The 19499-nt window shown below is 27.4% G+C and carries 16 protein-coding genes; 14 read left to right on the top strand and 2 right to left on the bottom strand.

Features of this window, described 5'->3' with window-relative positions; all coding sequences use genetic code 11:
• Window positions 1-95 precede the first annotated feature (95 nt).
• The 5 genes from AC4FQ1_RS04750 (at window position 96) to tyrS (ending at window position 6251) form a co-directional block, all read left to right on the top strand.
• Entirely contained in the window at window positions 96-1526 is a 1431-nt protein-coding gene (locus AC4FQ1_RS04750; protein WP_491169078.1) for a spore germination protein, read from the top strand.
• Window positions 1501-2628 (top strand): Ger(x)C family spore germination protein, encoded by a 1128-nt coding sequence (locus AC4FQ1_RS04745; RefSeq protein ID WP_491169077.1) that lies wholly within the window; start codon window positions 1501-1503, stop codon window positions 2626-2628. Before AC4FQ1_RS04750 ends, AC4FQ1_RS04745 begins: the two co-directional genes overlap by 26 nt.
• Before the next feature lie 358 nt (window positions 2629-2986).
• A complete protein-coding gene (locus tag AC4FQ1_RS04740) occupies window positions 2987-4105 on the top strand; it encodes an AlbA family DNA-binding domain-containing protein (RefSeq protein ID WP_491169076.1) in 1119 nt (372 codons plus the stop codon).
• Window positions 4106-4179: 74 nt separating this feature from the next.
• A complete protein-coding gene (locus AC4FQ1_RS04735) occupies window positions 4180-4596 on the top strand; it encodes a hypothetical protein (RefSeq protein ID WP_491169075.1) in 417 nt (138 codons plus the stop codon).
• Window positions 4597-5024: 428 nt separating this feature from the next.
• Window positions 5025-6251, top strand: a complete 1227-nt coding sequence (gene tyrS / locus AC4FQ1_RS04730) for a tyrosine--tRNA ligase (protein WP_303129510.1) — start codon at window positions 5025-5027, stop codon at window positions 6249-6251.
• A gap of 94 nt (window positions 6252-6345) precedes the next feature.
• On the opposite strand, the gene AC4FQ1_RS04725 is transcribed toward tyrS, so the two are convergent.
• Window positions 6346-6972: a GntR family transcriptional regulator gene (locus tag AC4FQ1_RS04725; RefSeq protein ID WP_491148387.1), complete on the bottom strand. Its 627-nt coding sequence runs from the start codon at window positions 6970-6972 to the stop codon at window positions 6346-6348.
• A 357-nt stretch (window positions 6973-7329) separates the two neighbouring features.
• Here AC4FQ1_RS04725 and AC4FQ1_RS04720 point away from each other — a divergent pair, with 357 nt between their 5' ends.
• The 7 genes from AC4FQ1_RS04720 (at window position 7330) to AC4FQ1_RS04690 (ending at window position 15315) form a co-directional block, all read left to right on the top strand.
• Window positions 7330-8973, top strand: a complete 1644-nt coding sequence (locus AC4FQ1_RS04720; protein WP_491169074.1) for a BCCT family transporter — start codon at window positions 7330-7332, stop codon at window positions 8971-8973.
• Window positions 8974-9228: 255 nt separating this feature from the next.
• A complete protein-coding gene (locus AC4FQ1_RS04715) occupies window positions 9229-9918 on the top strand; it encodes a metallophosphoesterase (protein ID WP_303129507.1) in 690 nt (229 codons plus the stop codon).
• Window positions 9919-10101: 183 nt separating this feature from the next.
• On the top strand, window positions 10102-10893 hold the full coding sequence (gene yjbM, locus AC4FQ1_RS04710) for a GTP diphosphokinase (protein ID WP_303129506.1): 792 nt from the start codon (window positions 10102-10104) through the stop codon (window positions 10891-10893).
• 339 nt (window positions 10894-11232) lie between these two features.
• Window positions 11233-11982: a hypothetical protein gene (locus AC4FQ1_RS04705; protein ID WP_303129525.1), complete on the top strand. Its 750-nt coding sequence runs from the start codon at window positions 11233-11235 to the stop codon at window positions 11980-11982.
• Window positions 11983-11995: 13 nt separating this feature from the next.
• On the top strand, window positions 11996-13078 hold the full coding sequence (locus tag AC4FQ1_RS04700) for an ATP-binding protein (protein WP_491169073.1): 1083 nt from the start codon (window positions 11996-11998) through the stop codon (window positions 13076-13078).
• Between the two features lie 41 nt (window positions 13079-13119).
• A complete protein-coding gene (locus tag AC4FQ1_RS04695; RefSeq protein ID WP_491169072.1) occupies window positions 13120-14463 on the top strand; it encodes a vWA domain-containing protein in 1344 nt (447 codons plus the stop codon).
• A gap of 174 nt (window positions 14464-14637) precedes the next feature.
• On the top strand, window positions 14638-15315 hold the full coding sequence (locus tag AC4FQ1_RS04690; RefSeq protein ID WP_491169071.1) for a hypothetical protein: 678 nt from the start codon (window positions 14638-14640) through the stop codon (window positions 15313-15315).
• A 62-nt stretch (window positions 15316-15377) separates the two neighbouring features.
• Here the strand turns inward: AC4FQ1_RS04690 and AC4FQ1_RS04685 are convergent, their stop codons facing one another.
• The gene (locus AC4FQ1_RS04685) at window positions 15378-15707 is read right to left on the bottom strand and encodes a HesB-like protein (protein ID WP_303129502.1); all 330 of its coding nucleotides are present in this window, start codon (window positions 15705-15707) and stop codon (window positions 15378-15380) included.
• A 191-nt stretch (window positions 15708-15898) separates the two neighbouring features.
• Here AC4FQ1_RS04685 and AC4FQ1_RS04680 point away from each other — a divergent pair, with 191 nt between their 5' ends.
• Complete coding sequence (locus tag AC4FQ1_RS04680) at window positions 15899-16642, top strand: hypothetical protein (protein WP_491148379.1); 744 nt, start codon at window positions 15899-15901, stop codon at window positions 16640-16642.
• Window positions 16643-16830: 188 nt separating this feature from the next.
• Window positions 16831-19458, top strand: coding sequence for a bifunctional acetaldehyde-CoA/alcohol dehydrogenase (gene adhE / locus AC4FQ1_RS04675; protein WP_491169070.1), 2628 nt, complete (start codon window positions 16831-16833; stop codon window positions 19456-19458).
• The last annotated feature ends 41 nt before the right edge of the window (window positions 19459-19499 follow it).

Raw genomic sequence — 19499 nt, 5'->3', positions numbered from 1 at the left:
CCTCTAAAACTATAACTTACCATATTCAAGTATAGTATTAGCAAAATAATGAATATTAAACATTTATAGAGGAATAATATTTTTAGGTGATGCTTATGGATAAAAATTTACAAATAATAAAAGAGAGATTTAAGGATAGCTTTGACGTTAAATATAGAGAGATAAACGGCGAGCTTGGTAAAATGACTTTAGTATTTATTGATAATTTATGTAGTACTCAGTTTATAAGTGATTATATTGTTGCGCCAATAAGAGCTCAAAGAGTTCCTTGCAATAACTTAGATGAACTTATTACTAATGTACTTGAGATAAATATTGCAAATTATGTAAAGGACAAAACAAATATAGATGATGCTATGCTTCATATAGTTTCAGGAGATATTGTAATATTTGTTGAAGGCTATGAAGAAATGATTTATTGCGAGGTAAAGGGATACGTAAGAAGAGGTATTGGAATACCAGTTACTGAATCAGTTATAAAGGGACCAAGAGAAGGGTTTAATGAGCTTTTTGTTGATAATATTGCATTAATAAGAAGAAAAATTAAAAATCCTGATCTTAAGTTTGAACCAGTTTATGTTGGTGAAAAAAGTCAGACTGTTATTTGTGTAGCTTACATAAAGGGAATAGCTCCTAAAAATTTAATAGATTATGTAAAAAAGTGTGTTAACGATATGGATTTAGATTTTGTACTAGATACAAACTATGTTGAAAGTAAACTCAAAGAAAATAATTCTCTCTTTGACACAACTGGATATACAGAAAAGCCTGATGAAGTAGCAGCAAAGATTATGGAAGGAAGAGTAGCTATATTAGTAGATGGAACTCCATTTGTAGTTACAGTGCCATATTTTTTTGTAGAGAATTTTCAAATGCCAGATGATTATTATATAAATAGGATTTTTGCTAACTTTACAAGAGGATTAAGAATTTTAGCCTTTATATTCGCTACATTTGTACCAGGAATTTATGTTTCAATAATAACATATCATTTTGCTCTTATACCGTCATTATTTTTGTTTAGGCTCGCTGTATCAAGAGCTGGAGTACCTTTTCCAACTATCGTTGAAGTGCTCATGATGATGTTTGCATTTCAAATAATAAAAGAAGCTGGGCTTAGACTTCCACAGCCAATTGGAGGGGCAATGAGTATAGTAGCAGCACTTATCTTAGGTGATGCGGCAGTTGGTGCAGGAATTGCATCTAGAATAACTATAATTGTAGTTGCACTTAGTTCTTTGAGTTATTTCTTAATTCCAAAGCTTTATGGTGCAGTATCAATTTGGTCTATAATTTTTGTTATTGCTGGTTCTATATATGGATTACCTGGTATATTTTTATGCTTTATAGTGTTCCTTACTATATTGGCAGATTTAAAGAGTACAGGATATCCATATTTATTCCCATTAGGAAGTTTAGAGGAGTTTAAATTTAAAGATTTATTATATAGGGGCAGATTAAGTAGAATATCAAAAACTATAATTGGAAAGGGTGGAGATTATGACAGTATTAAGAAAAAGTTTTAAAGTTTTAATTGTTATTTTGCTTATTCCAATTATATTGACAGGTTGTTTTAATTATAAAGAAATAAATACAGCTACATTCACAACTTGTGCTATATTCGATATAGCAGATAATGGAGATGTATTAATTTATTTAGATTGTGTAAAGCCTTATAGAAATGCAAATGAAAGTTCTGATAAAGGTAAGAGAATAATATATAAAGGTACTGGAAGAACTGCCTTTGAGGCAATAAGAAGTATAAATATGGCATCAAGTTACAAGGTTAACTTCACTCAAAATAGAGCAATAATATTTACAGAAAAGGCTGCAAGAGGTGGAATAAACAAATATCTTAGTTTAATAAATACTGATCAAGAATTCCAAGTTAAGCCATATGTTTTTGTATTTTTTGGAGATGTTGAACAATTAATAAAAATAAGTTCAAGTGATGAAGAGTATCTAGGGGTACTTTTAAGTGAATTAGTTCAAAAAAATAAAACTAATCCAAGAGCAATAACTACTAATATAAATGATTATTTAGTTGAATCAAAGGTAGGAAATAACTACACAGTACTTGGAGGATTAGATATTAGAAAAGATGCATTAGATGAAAGAGTAGAGCTTTCAGGTGGTGTTCTTATGAGAATGACTGAAATGGTAGAGAGAATAGACGTTATTGAATGTATGAGTTATAACTTTTTAACAAATAGAATAAAAACGGGCACTTTGGAAGTTAAAAATCCGCAGATGAAACAGGGCTTTTTAAGTTTAGAAATATTAAATAGTAATACTAAAACAGATATAGAATATAAGGATGATGAAGTTATATTAACAAAAGATATAAAAATAAATGCTGTAATTGCTGAATCACAAGGAAGATTTATAGTAACTGAAGAATCACTTAAGGAGCTTAAGAGAAATGAAGAAGAAAACATTAAACAATATTTAATGCAATTTTTTAAAAGATTTTCAAATAGTCAAGTTGATGTGTTACAAGTTGAAAGGCTTTTAGAGATGAAATATCCAAAACTTCAAGTTGAAAATATATTATCAAAAATAGATTTAAGAATAAATGTTGATGTTAATATATCAGAAAGTAATAGAGTTGAGGATAGTTATTTTTAGTATAAAATTATAATAAACTCTTAGTAATATATGATTTTTTATATATTACTAAGAGTTTTTATTTAAAGCATAGTTTATTTATTAATTTTAAGTAAGAATTGTTATAAACTTAAATAAGTTATTTATTATTTAAATTCAATATAAATAGAATGTTGTGTTATTTTAAAGAAAATATATTATATTGTTTATGAAATTAAAAAATTATGTATTATTTTTATGATATCGGTAATTTAGTAGTAACTCATAATAATATATTTAATTTGAATAATAATTTTTAATTATACAATTTGGAGCAATGCTTTAAATAGAGTAGTATTATATATAGAGAAACACTTTATATAAAAAGGGGAAAGAGCTAGTGGATATTAAAAAGTTACACTCCTTAATTCAAAAAGATGAGGGGCAAAAATTAGATTTTAAATTGAAGTTAGACCTATGGTCAGAAAGTGGGAAAAAGGAATTTGTAAAAGATATTTGTGCTATTGCTAATTCAAAAGGTGGTAGAGGTTATATAATAGTTGGAATTAGAGATAAAAGTAAGCGTGTAGAAGGTATAAGGAAAGATGATATGTTTTCAGAGGAGCAAATTCAGCAAATAATATCATCAAGAACTGAACCTCCAATCCCTTTATTAGTAGAGTTTTTTAGAATAGAAAAGAAAAAAGTTGCTGTAATTACTATATGTGATAGTAGTGAAAAACCACATCAAGTTAAAGAGCATGGTATTTTTTATATAAGAAGGGGATCAACAACTGATGTTATGAGAAGAAGTGAGCTTATATCTGCATTTGAAGATAATATGGAGTTAACAGTTGAAACTACGAGTGTTATTAGAAGTAATATAAACATGTTAGATGATTCTTTAATAGAGAGTTATTTTTTACAAAAAGGAATAAATATTAATGATAAAAATAAAATAGCATTATTAGAGGCATCAGGAATAATAAATTATGTAAGTGAATTAAATGAATACAGATGTACCTATGGAGGCCTTTTGGTATTTTCAGAAGTTAATAGCTTATGTATACCAAATAATATTATAAAAATTGTAAAAGGAAATTACAGTAAAATAATACAAGGTAGTTTAATTACTATGGTGGACAAGGCTGAAAATGAATTAAATAATATTTTGGATAAAAGTTATCCTAAAATTGCAGTTTTTGAAGCAATAAAAAATGCAATACTTTATAGAGAATATACAGATATTAATAAGTTTATAGAAGTTGTAATAGATGATGATAAAATAACAATTACAAGTCCTGGGGACTTTATTGATAAAGATATTGTAAAGCTACGTGGAAAAAGAAATATGTGGATTTATGAAAAGTTAATAACAATAGATAGTAAAAAAAGATTTTTAAATAATGGAAATGGACTATCAAGAATAAAGGAAGTTTTTAAAGAGAATAAAGTTAAATTTATAAATTCAAGTGAGGAAAATTGCTTTAGTGTAGTATTACCAAATAATATAAAATAAAATTTATTAAAGTTAGGATTAATTTAAAAGTTATGAATATAATGTAATATAACTAAAAATAAGGAGTGGTCCTAATGATTAGAGTATTTTGTAACAGAAGAGGTTCAGGAAAGACTAAGAAATTAATTGAGCTTGCAAATAACTATGTAGATAAAGCTAAAGGAGACTCAGTATATATAGATAAAAATACTAAACACAGAAGCAGTTTAAATTGGAAGATAAGATTTGTATCTATGGAAGAGTTCAAAATATCTGATTGTAATGGATTTTATGGATTTCTTTGCGGAATGATATCTGCAAATTATGATGTTGAAAATATATATATAGATGAGTTTTTAAGTATAGTTTCTTGTGACATCAATGATACCTACTATTTATTTAATAAATTAAGATCACTTACAAAACAATATAATATAAATTTATTTATTAATATTGATTCAGAGGAGAATGTTCCAAGCTTCTTAAAAGAGTATATATGTGATGCTGCTTAAAAGATAAATATTTAAAAAGTAAGTTAAAAGATTAAAAATTATAAAAATATTTTCGTTGAAAACAATTACTTTAATAATTTAAATTTTGTTTTTTAGTTAGATTAAAATTTGTTTTTAGGTTTTGAAATACACTTGAGTATATTAGCATGGGGTATAAATCAAGATAATTATAAATTAAAAAATTTTTAAAATAATAAAAGCAAGGACTGTATAAAATTACAGTCCTTTTATATTTATTCTAATTGAATGTTAAATGACAAACTTTTTTTTAATATTTAAAATTAATTTATTTAAATTATACTAAAGTATTATTTAAGTTAAAGTATGCTTAAAATTTTATAATAATGTGCCTTTTTAATTGCAAAATTTACATATTAAATATATACTATTTATTAGGCATTTAGTATATGGATTTGGAGGAATTTAAGATGGCTAGTGTATTAGACGAATTATTAGAACGTGGTTATATAAAGCAATTTACTCATGAAGCTGAAACAAGAGAATTATTAGAAAAAGAGAAAATAACTTTCTATATAGGATTTGATCCAACAGCTGATAGTTTACACGTTGGACATTTTATAGCAATGATGTTTATGGCTCATATGCAAAAGGCAGGACATAGACCAATAGCTTTACTTGGTGGTGGAACTGCAATGGTTGGAGACCCAAGTGGTAAAACTGATATGAGAAAAATGCTTACAAAAGAGCAAATTCAACATAATGTTGACTCAATAAAGAAACAAATGGAAAGATTTATTGATTTTACAGATGATAAAGCTCTTATTGTAAATAATGGAGATTGGTTATTAGATTTAAATTACATTGATTTCTTAAGAGAAGTTGGAGCTCATTTTACAGTAAATAAAATGCTTTCAGCAGAGTGTTTTAAAAAGAGACTTGCAACTGAAAATGGTCTTTCATTCTTAGAATTTAACTATATGTTAATGCAAGGATATGACTTCTATGTGTTAAATAAGAAATACGGATGTAAGATGGAACTTGGTGGAGACGACCAATGGTCAAATATGATTGCTGGTGTTGATTTAGTTAGAAAGAAATCAAGAGATAATGTATTTGCAATGACTTGTGCACTTTTAACTAACAGCCAAGGAGAAAAAATGGGTAAAACTGTTGGAGGAGCTTTATGGCTTGATCCAGAGAAATGTTCACCATTTGATTTCTATCAATATTGGAGAAACGTAGCAGATGCAGATGTTGAAAAATGCTTAAAACTTTTAACTTTTGTACCAATGGATAGAATAAAAGAGCTTAGCAGTCTTGAAGGTGCAGCAATTAATGAAGCTAAAAAAGTTCTTGCTTTTGAAGTAACTAAATTAGTTCATGGAGAAGAAGAAGCTAAAAAAGCTGAAGAAGCATCACAAGCTCTTTTTGCAGGTGGAAATGATATGACTAATGTTCCAACAGAAGTTATAAAGAAAGAATTTATCGGTAAAAGCTTAATAGATGCATTAGTTGATGTTAAAATATTCCCATCAAAAGCTGAAGGTAAGAGAATAATAAAGCAAGGTGGTCTTACAATAAACGAAGAAAAGGTTACTGACTTTATGAGACTTCTTACTGAAGAAGATTTAAAAGATGATGGAGCATTAATTAAAAGAGGTAAAAAGAAATTCTATAAGCTTATAGCAGAATAAAATATTTATATAAAAATTAAAAGTTTAAATTGTTTTTAGTTAATTATATAAATTTAAACTATAAAAACCTTGGTAGCACGCTATCAAGGTTTTTTTAATCTATTGATGTTATGTAATTTTTTACTTTATTTACAACGTCATTTTCACCAACATAAACTATTATGTCTTTTTCAAGTATATTAAAGTATGGACCAGGTGAAAGAAATAAGTGGTCATCTCTTTTTATACCAACTATTGTTGCACCAGTATTATGCCAAAAATTAAGTTCACCTAAATTTTTACCTATCATTAAGCTATTAGGTTGAACTATACTTTCATAAGGAACTATAAGTCCAACATTTCTAAGTTGTGTTGCAAATTCTATTAAATTTTGGATTTTATTTTCTAAATTTTTTTCAAGATTTTTCTTTTCATCAAGTAAATCGTAAATTTCTTCTTTTAAATTAGTAAATTCACTTTTAGTTTTAAATTGTTCTAAAAATTTTAAGGCATTATCTCTACTACATATTCTAATACCACTTTTTTCTTCAACTTCAACAACATTCATATCTCTTAATAGTGCTATTGCCCGACGAATTGTTTCAGGAGAAACATGATATATACTTACTAAAGTAGAACGTCCTGAAAGTTTTTCACCTTCTAAAAAACCACCGTTTACTATTCTAGAAGCAACATCAATTGCTATCTTTAAATATGCTGGAGTTGATGCTTTTCTTGCCATATTGAATCACCCCTATCAGTGATTAATTGTACCATAAATGTAATGAACTTAATAGATATTAGGGGATAATTTAAACTTGATAAGTATACATTATTTGAAATTTGAAAACTTATATGGTATCATAAAGTTGTTAGATGAATAATATAAATTAATGAAGTATTGAATTTTGCATTAATTTATATATGATATTAGGTTATTAAAAGTAAAAAATAAGTAAAGTGACAACTTGTTATTTTGAATAAAGTTATCACTTTAGTTTTGATTTAATTTAATAACGTGGTATCAATGAGAGATAAAATTTTTTAACAATACTGACAACTTTTAAAATAAAAAAGAGTTGTCAAAAGAAAGGGTGTTATGATGAAAAGTGTAATTCAAAATATAAAAAATAATATAACTTATTATTTAACTATAATTATATCTTTAGTAGTTCTTATATGGGGAGGAATTTTTACTGATAATTTTAAAACATTCTTTGATAAAGCATATAAATTTACAACGGAAAATTTCTCGTGGTATTTTATGGCTTTAATGGCCTTCTTCTTTGTATTTAGTATTTATTTATTATTTAGTAAATATAAAAATATAAAGCTTGGAGATGATGATTCAAAACCAGAGTTTTCAAATATTTCTTGGTTTGCAATGCTTTTTAGCGCAGGGATTGGAATTGGGCTTGTTTTCTGGGGAGTTGCAGAGCCATTAACTCATTATTTAAATCCAGTTGGAGCTGAAGCCGCAACAAAAGAAGCTGCAGCTTTTGCTTTTAGAAAATCTTTTTTACATTGGGGAATATCAGCTTGGGCTTGTTATGCATTACTTGCTCTTATAATTGGATATATGCATTTTAGAAAGGGTAAGCCAATTCTTCTAAGTTCAGTTTTAATTCCTTTAATAGGAGAGAAAAGAGCTAGAGGACCTATTGGAAAAACTGTTGATATATTAACTATTTTTGTAACAATAGCTGGTATAATTACTTCTCTTGGAATGGGAACTTTACAAATAAATAGTGGACTTAATTATTTGTTTGGAGTGCCTGAAACAAAAACTGTCCAAATTTTTATTATTGCTATAATAACAGTTCTTTTCTTAATATCAGCAACAACAGGAGTTAAAAAAGGAATAAAAATATTATCAAATTTAAATTTAGGTGTTGCTGTAGTATTTTTCTTAGGAGTATTTCTTATAGTTCCAAAGATAGATTTATTTAATAATTTTACTGTAAGTATTGGACAATATGTACAAGCAATAACTGTTGATAAGTTTAATTTATTTGCAAAAGGGGATTGGTATTCTAAGTGGACTATATTTTATTGGGCTTGGTGGATTGCTTGGGCACCATTTGTTGCTATTTTTATAGCTAGAGTTTCAAAAGGAAGAACAATAAAAGAGTTTATTAAAGGGGTACTATTAGTACCAGCTGGATTTTGTATGTTTTGGTTTTTAGTATTTGGAACACTTGGTATTTCTGCACCATTAGATGTTGCACATAGAGCAGTACAAAAAACAGAAACAGCACTTTTTGTAATATTAAATGAATTTAGTGGTGTTGGACTTTTATTAAGTATAATAGCAGTTGTCTTGTTATTTACATTCTTTATAACATCAGCAGATTCAGCGACTTATGTTTTATCTGTAATTGCAAGTGATGGAATATTAGCACCAAAAAATTCAAGAAAAATTATTATAGGTGTTACTCAAAGTTTACTTACAATAGCATTTTTATTTGCAGGAGGATTTGATATGATTCAAACTGCAACTATTGTAATGGCGCTGCCCTTTGGTATAGTTATTTTAGGAAGTATAATATCATTTATAAAAGAAGTTAGGTGTGAAAATATTAATGAAGTTGACGAAGCATTTTATAATGATAAGTTACAAGAAAAAGTTAATGTTGGAACAGAAAATGGAAACTTTAATGGAAACAGGGGAACTGTTAAATTAAGACTTCCTAAAGGCTTAACGATTATAAATGTTAATAATGTAAACCATAAAATAAGTTAATATAAAGATAGGGTTTCTAAGTGTATTAGAGCCCTATTTTTTATATATTTTTAAACTCATTGGAAAAAAATAAGTATATGATGATATAATGTTTATTAGCTTATAAAATGATGAAAGAATATTAATATAGTTATTAATTATTATGTTTAATTTATACATTAATTAATATTTCTTTAATTTTAGTTTTATATAGAATATATTAATAATATTGATTGTTTATATACAAATATAGATATGGAAAGGTGATTTTAAGACATGGCTTTATATGCTATATCAGATTTACACTTAGCTTTAAGTGGGGATAAGCCAATGGATATATTTGGAGAACATTGGAGAGACCATCATGAAAAAATAAGAGTAAATTGGTTATCTAAAATAACAGAAGATGATACTGTTTTAATTGCAGGAGACATATCTTGGGCAATGAAATCAGATGAAAGTGAAGAAGACCTTAAATGGATAAATAATCTTCCAGGTAGAAAAATAATTTCAAAAGGAAATCATGATTATTGGTGGGGAAGTATTAGTAAGTTAAATAAAATGTTTGAGAATACTAAATTTCTTCAAAATAATTTTTATGAATATGGAGAATATGCTATCTGTGGAACTAGGGGATGGATATGCCCAGGGACAGATAGATTTACAGCACATGATGAAAAAATATATTTAAGAGAAGGTATAAGACTTAGACTTTCATTAGATGAAGCTAAGAAAAAGGGATTTAATAAATTTATTGTTATGCTTCATTATCCTCCAACAAATGAAAAGTTTGAACCTTCCCAGTTCACTGAAATATGTAAGGAATATGGTGTTGAGAAGGTTATATATGGGCATCTTCATGGAAAGTGTTTAAATAGAGTTTTAGAGGGAGATTTCCATGGAGTAGAATATATAATGACAGCAGCTGATTTTATTGATTTTAATCCTAAGCTTATAAAAGAATAGTTGATTTTTTTAAAAGGGCTAAAATTTTATTTTTAGCTCTTAATTAGGTTTTAAATTTATAATAGATATACTATTTAAGATTTTTTATTAGTTAACATAATTTTAATTATAAATGGTATATCACATAAAGTTTAAATTTTGGTATAATATAGTGTAGTAATAAGGAATAGGTGGGTTATTTAAATGGCTATAAATGATTGGAAGAGTTTTTTAGTGCCTTATGATCAGGCAGTAGACGAACTAAAAGTTAAACTAAAAAGTATAAGAAAAGAATACAGAAAAAAGAAAGAATATTCTCCAATTGAATTTGTAACTGGTAGAGTTAAGGAAGTTGCAAGTATATTAGAAAAAGCCAATAAATTTGGGATTCCTGTTGATAGAATAAGATATGAAATGGAAGACATAGCTGGTATAAGAGTTATGTGTCAGTTTGTTGATGATATAGACAGGGTTGTTGAGCTTTTAAGGGGAAGAAATGATATGCAGGTTCTTTATGAAAAGGACTATGTAAGAGGGGTAAAATCAAGTGGATATAGAAGCTACCATATGATAATTAAGTATACTGTAAATATGGCAGAAGGACCAGTTGATATTTTGGCAGAATTTCAAATAAGAACCCTTGCTATGAACTTTTGGGCAACTATAGAACATTCATTAAACTATAAGTATAAGCAGCAAATTCCAGTTGAACTGAAAAGGAAGCTTAAGAGTGCTGCAGATGCTGCATTTAAGCTTGATGAAGAAATGCTTGAGATAAAAGATGAGATTAAAGATGCTCAAAAATTATTTGAGGTTAAATCAGGAATAATATCAGATATTATGAACAACATATTAGTTTTAATATCTTTAGGAAAAATACCTGAGGCAAGTAGATACGAAAAATCGTTAAATAAATTAATAGAAGATGGAGATGTTTGGGAACTTAATGATCTTCTATGTCTTATAAAAAGGGAAATAGATAAATATAAAGATTAATTTTAAATATAATTTGAAAATAGTGCTAGATGCTTAAAGTTTAAGTATCTAGCTTTTTTATGTTTTAAATATATGATTATAATTCTATTAGTTTTATATTTATTTTTTGATTTAATGTTGAGTATAATAGTAAGAAATGATATAATTTATAAATGATAATTATTATTATATAATAATTAAGTTGAATTTGAAGTTTATTACTGTATTTTTAAAAAGGTATTATATAAAAATATAATATAAATATTAGTTTTAAAAAGTGTTATAGAAAACTTTATTATATATTGTTTAAGAGGTGTTATAGTGAAGGACGTTAATTTAAATGAAAAAGAAATAATAAAAATGATAGAACAAAATCCTACAAGAATAGCTGAAATTGAAAATCCAACAGAGGATATGAAAAAGGCAGCTCTTAAAGGTAATGGAATGATGATTAAATTTATGAAAAACCCAAGTGTTGAACTTCAAAGACTTGCTGTTAAAAGTGACCCTTTATCAATAGAGCATATTGATAATTTAGATGAGGAAGTTGCTATTTCATCTGTAAGAGCTTTATGGAATTCATTAAAGTATATAAAAAATCCAAATGAAAAAATTATTGAAGAAGCAGTTAAGTCAAAAGGATGGGCAATTCAATATGTAGAGAATCCTTCAGAAGAACTTAAGCTATTAGCTGTAAATAAGGATTATGATGCAATAAAATATATTAAAAATCCTTCAGAAGAAGTTCAAGAGGCAGCAGTATTAAACTATTGGGGAGCAATAAGATTTATAGAAAAGCCAACTCTTAAAGTAAAAAGACTTTCTGTAATTAAAGATGAGGAAGCTATTAATTATATAGCTGGATATTCTTACGATGAAATGAAGCTTTTTATAGAGGATAATATAAATGTTGTTAAGTATCTTTATGAAAGTATAGATCCAGAACTTGTTGTTGATGTATTAATTGAAAAATTAGATAAAGGTGAAATGACAAGGGAGTATATGAAAAACTTCTTGGATTTAGAAATATTAGAAATGGATAAGGTTTCTTTCATAAGAGAATACGGAGATAAAGAAACTAAAAAACTTTTAGTGGATTGTAAGCTTTAGGGAGGTAGACAAAATGAGATATTCAGATACTTTAAGTGCAGCAGAGTTAGTTATGTCTTCAAATGATGTTCCACTTATTATTGGAGAAAGTGGAATAGGAAAGACTGCACTTGCAAGAGAAATAGCAAAAAGAAATAATTATGTTTTAATTACAATAGATGCAAATCTTTTAAAGGAAGGGGAAATAGGTGGACTTCCAACTGTTGTAAGAGGCAGAACAGTGTATGCAACTCATGATAAGCTTTCTAAAGTTTCAGAGATTATAGAAAATGGAAGAAATGTATTGTTATTTATTGATGAGCTTAACAGATGTGAGCATGCTGTTCAACAAGAGCTTATGAACTTAATATTAAATAGAGAAATAAATGGATATAACCTTCCAGAAGAAGTTAAAATAATTGCAGCTATGAATCCATCAAATAAGTATGATAATTACAGAGATAGTGAATATGCAGTTGTTGATATGGACCCAGCTCAAGAAGATAGATTTGTATGGCTTGATATGGAAGTTGATGTTAAAGAGTGGATTAAATGGGCTATGAGCAAAGATGGAAATATTGATGAGGATATTATTGAATTTATAAGTACATTCCCAGAATATTTAAATACTCCAAACTCAAATGAAAGTATTAAAGCTACTCCGAGAAGTTATGAAAGAGTTTCTAAAGCTTATAAAGTTTATAAAGATAATAAGGAAAGATATTCTTTTGATGTATTTTTAAGTACAGTTAAAGGTAACTTAGGAGTTAATATATCAACTGATTTTGCAAGTTTTATAAAAAATAAGAAAAAACCTATGCTTAAACCAGAAGAAATATTTAAGTTTGATATTTTACCTGAAAATATTAAAGAAAGAATATTTAGTGAAAATAGTTCAAGACTATATATATTAGCTAAAAGTAGTTTGTTATATTTAGAAGGATTAGATGAGTTTAATAGTGAAGTTTCTATATTTGGAGAAGTTTTAAGATGTTACCCAAGAGATTTAAGACTTGGAATAATGAAAGAAATAAAGCATGAAGGAAGTAAAAGAGTTTATGAAGCTCTTCTTGATACAGATGAGTTTTTAGAAGCATTTTTTGATATTTATGCTTAAGGTTATGTTACGTTAAAAAGTATATTAGTAGGAGGAAGGATATGGCTACAAGTTTTGAGGATAAGAGAAATTTACTTTTAAAAGAAGCTCTTGAATTTCAAAATATAAATGATGTTTCAAGTAAGTTTAAAAGAGAATTTTTCAGTTTAATAGAAAAAATAATAATAAATGAAATTGAAGAGGAAGACAGCTTTTTTGGTAATTTTATGCTTAAAATTGACAGAGATATAAAGCTTGATATATCTTGGCCACTTGCTACAACTCCTACATTAAATGGATTTAAAATGTTTTTTAATCCAATATTATTTTTAAATAATACAAAAAGAGAAATGGGAGCCCTTTTTAAACATGAAATATATCATATAATGTTTAATCATTATGAGAGAGAAAAAGAGCTTAAAAATACTTATAGCAAAGAAGCTGTAAGTGTTGCCATGGATATATCAATAAATCAATTTATAAAGCATCTTCCTATGGAATGCAAAAGACTTCAAGCAGTAGCTATGGAATATAATATTGAACTTAAAGAAGATAAACCATTAGAATATTATGCAAAAGAAATAGATAAGGCTATTAAGAAAAGAATAGATAAAAATAAATCTAAAAAAGATAGCGATAAAGTAAAAAGAGAATATGATAGTGAAACAGCTCATGATATTTGGGAAAATATTGAGATGGATAATGAAAGAGTAAAAGAACTTACAAAAAAGACTGCTATAAGTTCAGCTAAAGGTGATACTCCAAAAAGTATATTAGATATTATTAAAGGATATAAAGAAAAAGAAGAAATTGATTGGCAAAGTACTTTGAAAAGATTACTTCCAATAGTAAAGAGTGGATATAAGAAAACTATAGTTAGAAGAGATAGGAGACAGCCAAATAGAGTAGACCTTAGAGGTGTTTTACGTGATTCTATTCCAGAAGTTATTGTTGCAATAGATATAAGTGCAAGTATGAGTGATGAGGAAGTATATAAAATAATGATTGAAATACTTTCTATAACAAGAAGTAGAGTGGATAAAATAAAGGTTATAGAATGTGATGATGAAATAAGAAGAGTATATGATATAAAAACTCCAAAAGATATTAAAGAGAGAAGTAAAAAAAATGGAGCAACTAAATTTTCAAAGGTTTTTGAATATATAAAAGATAATAGATTACAAGATAGAGTTCTAATTTATTTTACTGATGGTGAAGGGGAGGCAGAACTTACTATAAAGCCAAATATAAAAAATGTTATATGGGTAATAACAGGTGACTCTAATCTTTCATTAAAAAAACCTTTTGGAACTATAAAGCATATCAATAAAACAATAAAAAAATCAGAAAGTGGAGATGCTGCTCTTCAAATGATTAGAGGAGTTATTCATGATTGGGCAAGGTGATTTATTATATAAATTATAGTTGTGCAAAGTTATATAGTTAAATTAATATTAATAGAATTAAATAGGATTATATATTATAAAAATATTATATAAGGTTATAAGTATTTTAAATTTGTTAAGTTAATAGAAAAAATGTGTACTTTATGTTAATATTAATTTATAAGGGGTGTTAACATGCATAAGTTAAAAAAACACAATAAGTATTTAACGTTACTTGTATTAATAGTGTTTGTAAGTTTTGTATTCAATATAATTATGTATTTAAATAATAGTAGATATGAACATAGAGTAGGAATGAATTCATACAAGAACATAGTAACTATAAAAGTTAGTAATGATAAAATATATAATATATTAAACAAGGCTACTGAAATAAAAAAGATTAGCAATGAAGAAGTATTATTATTATATAAAAATTATGGGGCTTTATCTGAATGTCTAATTGAACTTTGGGATGATTATAATTATTATAACTCTAATTATTCAGGAGTGTTTTCTAAGAAGAAAATAGATACAAGTTCTATATTACAAAATGAAGTATATTCAAGAATAGAAAATTATTTAGAAAATAGTTTAAGCAATATAATGAATACAGAGGAAAATGAATTAAAGCTTTCAGGAAAAGGACTTCAAGATTTCCAAGTGATGAAGAGTTTATCTGAGAAAACTAAAATGTTTTATCATGAATTTAATGATAAAAATTTAAGTGGATTAGACGGTAAAGAGAAAGAAGAAAAAGCTGTAAAAGATAAATGTTGGATTGATATGTTAAATAAAATAAATCAAATAAATGAAAATTATACAGACTATGATTTTACAAAAGAAGTAGTTAAAACAAAAATAATAAATTAATGAAATTTTGTAAATAATAAAAATAAAAGGATGTCTTAATTAAGACATCCTTTTTGTGTGGATTAGTGACATCCACCACCACATGAACCGCAACCACCTTCTGGAGCGATTACTGGTTTTAAGCTTAATCCGTTTCCGTTATTTTCTTCTGATGCAAGTAAGATAAATCCACCAAATTCATCGATTAATGATTTTTCCATAATGAAGTTTACTTCATTTACTGCTTCAACAACATCATTATCGTTAGCTTCATCAACAGTAATGTTGAATACTGGACCACTACAAGCCATTCCAGCTAAGTTTATTCTTATATTATAATTTTCAACTTTATTTTCATCTAAAAATTCTTTAAATTCATTGTAAGCTGCATCGCTTATTGTTATGTTTTTCATATATTTCACCAATCCTTATAATTAAAATTAAATTTTGAACTTATAATTATTATAACACAATTTAATTCAAAGTAAACCAGTCAGAATTAAAAAAATTATGTAAATTTTAAAAAATAAAGGTATACTAAGTTTTAAGGCGAATTTATTATTAAGTAAGGAAATAGTATTAAATGTAGAAAGGATGGTTTTTAGTGAAACCATATGTAAAAAAATTTGTAGTAGAAAAAATTAAAGAATATAATGACAAGTTAAAAGAGGAAGAAATAAATGAACATAAAATAGTAAAGCTTAAAGGCCCTTTTAAAAGTACAGAAGGATATCTTTATGAAAATGAACAAGGTATAGAATTAGATTTCTTTGAACTTGTAGGTAAAAATAATTATTGGATGAGATTAGACTTTAGAGAAGTTGAAAGTACTTATGGTATTATAAAAAATGCTCATGGAAGAGTTGGAGTTGTTGGACTTGGACTTGGTTTTACTGTTCAAGAAATGGCAAAGAGAAAAGAAGTTAAAGAAATAATAGTATATGAACTTGAAAAAGATATTATAGATCTTTATTTAAATAATTTTGGAGAGAATGAAAAAATAAAAATAATTAATGAAGATGCTTTTAAAGTAAAAGGAGAAACATTTGATTATTTTTATGTTGATATATATGAATACAAATTAACAGAAAAAGTTGTTGAAGATTATAAGCATTTTATGAAAGCACATAAAATAACTGATTATGTCTTTTGGGGAGTAGAACATTTCTTATTAAGTTGTAGATATGAAGAAATAGTATGGGTTTATATTCCAGAGCTTTGGATGGATTTAAGCAAACATATATTTGTTTCACTTCAGGAATCTGGTTACTTAAAATGGTATAAGCAACTAAATGGGTCTCTTGTATCTAAAATTTTAGAGGAATTTAAAGAAGAGCTTAATAAGTAAAAATTATATTATAAGGCAACTTAATTTAATATAAAATAATTCTAAGTTAAAATATAATCTATTTTATAAATAAATTTATTGTAAAAGCAAATATTTAAAATAAGTAAAAAATGAATAAATTATCATAATAATTCTAAAACTACTAAAGTGTAATAAGGCTTATTAAATAAAGCTTAGGAGGAATTATTATGAAGGTCACTAATTCAGAGGAATTATCTAAAAAGATGGAACAGCTTAGAGCTGCTCAAAAAAAGTTTCAAACATACACTCAAGAACAAGTAGATGATATTTTTAGAGCAGCTGCAATGGCAGCTAATAATGCTAGAATTGAGCTTTCAAGAATAGCTGTTAAAGAGAGCGGAATGGGAATAATAGAAGATAAGGTAATTAAAAATCATTTTGCATCTGAATATATTTATAATCAATATAAAGATATGAAAACTTGTGGAATTATAGAGAGGGATAAAACTTTTGGAATTACAAAAGTAGCTGAACCAATTGGCGTAGTTGCAGCAATTGTTCCAACTACTAATCCAACTTCAACTGCAATTTTTAAGGCTTTAATATCTTTAAAGACAAGAAATGCAATAATTATATCACCTCATCCAAGAGCTAAAAATGCAACAATTAAGGCTGCTAAAATAATATTAGATGCAGCTGTTAAGGCAGGAGCTCCAGAAGGTATAATTGGTTGGATTGATGAACCATCAGTTGAACTTTCTCAAAAGGTTATGCAAGAAGCGGATATTATACTAGCAACTGGTGGACCGGCTATGGTTAAAGCAGCTTATTCATCAGGAAAGCCAGCAATAGGTGTTGGTGCTGGAAATACTCCAGCTATAATTGATGAAACAGCACATATTAAGATGGCTGTTAACTCTATATTACTTTCAAAAACTTTTGATAATGGTGTTATATGTGCATCAGAGCAAAGTATTATAGTTTTAGATGAAGTTTATAATGAAGTTAGAAGTGAGCTTATGGATAGAGGAGCTTATCTTTTAAATGATAGAGAGTGTGATCAAGTAAGAAAAGTTATTTTAAATGAAAAGGGCGGATTAAATGCAGCCATAGTTGGTCAATCAGCATATAAGATTGCCAAGATGGCTGGGGTTAAAGTTCCAAAGGATGCTAAAGTTTTAATTGGAGAAGTAAAATCAGTTGAACTTGACGAACCATTTTCACATGAAAAACTATCACCAATACTTGGAATGTATAGAGCAAAAACTTTTGATGAGGCTTTAAAGAAAGCATCAAGACTTATAGAACTTGGTGGATATGGTCATACATCAGTACTTTATACAGATCAAGTTAAATCAAGAGATAGAATTGATAAGTTTGGAACAACAATGAAGACAGCAAGAACTTTAGTTAATATGCCATCATCACAAGGAGCTATTGGAGATATATTTAATTTTAAACTAGCACCATCTTTAACACTTGGTTGTGGTTCATGGGGTGGAAACTCAGTTGCAGAAAATGTTGGTCCTAAGCATTTATTAAATATTAAGAGTGTAGCTGAGAGGAGAGAAAATATGCTTTGGTTTAGAGTTCCAGAAAAAACTTACTTTAAGTATGGATGTCTTCCAGTTGCTCTTAAAGAATTATGTGAAATGGGCAAGAAGAAAGCATTTATCGTAACAGATAAAGTTTTATTTGATCTTGGATATACAGATGAAATTAGAGAAATATTAGAAGAATGTGATATAGAATTTAAAGTATTTACAGATGTTGAGCCAGATCCTACACTTGGAGCTGCAAAAAATGGAGCAAAAGAAATGCTTTCATTTAATCCTGATGTAATAATTGCAGTTGGTGGTGGATCACCAATGGATGCAGCAAAAATAATGTGGGTTCTTTATGAACATCCAGATGTTAAATTTGATGAACTTGCAATGAGATTTATGGATATAAGAAAGAGGGTATTTAAATTCCCTGAGCTTGGAAAAAAAGCTATGATGGTTTCAATTCCAACATCAGCAGGTACAGGTTCAGAAGTTACACCATTTGCTGTTATAACAGATGAAGAAACAGGTGTTAAATATCCACTTGCTGATTATGAATTAACACCAAATATGGCTATTGTTGATGCAGCACTTATGATGAGTATGCCAAAAGGTCTTACAGCAGCATCAGGAATTGATGTCTTAGTTCATGCATTAGAAGCTTATGTATCAGTATTAGCTTCTGAATATACAAATGGATTAGCACTTGAAGCAATAAGATTAGTGTTTAAGTATCTTCCAGTTTCATATTTAAATGGTTCAGAAAATATAAAAGCAAGAGAGAAAATGGCTCATGCAGCATCAATGGCAGGTATGGCCTTTGCAAATGCTTTCTTAGGAGTTTGTCACTCAATGGCTCATAAGCTTGGAGCATTCCATCATATACCACATGGAATGGCAAATGCTTTATTAATAAAAGAAGTAATTAAGTTTAATGCAGAGGATGCACCAAGAAAACAAGCAGCATTTCCACAATATAAATATCCAAATGCTAAGTGGAGATATGCAAGGGTAGCAGCTTATCTTGGACTTCCAGGAGATAATGATGATGAAAAAGTTGAAAGTTTATTAAAGGCTATTGATGATTTAAATGATACAGTTGGAATGCCAAAATCAATAAAAGAAGCTGGAGTTTCAGAGGATAAATTCTATGCTACTTTAGATGAAATGGTTGAGCAAGCATTTGATGACCAATGTACTGGAGCAAATCCAAGATATCCACTTATGAGCGAAATAAAACAAATGTACATAAATGCTTATGAAGGAAATAGGGATACAGAGCCAGTTAAGGAAGATAAGACAGAAGTCTAATTAAAATAAATATATTATAATACATATGAAATTAAAAAAAG

The sequence above is a fragment of the Clostridium sp. TJA020 genome (genome assembly GCF_058310295.1).
This window is presented reverse-complemented; position numbering and strand designations above follow the sequence as displayed.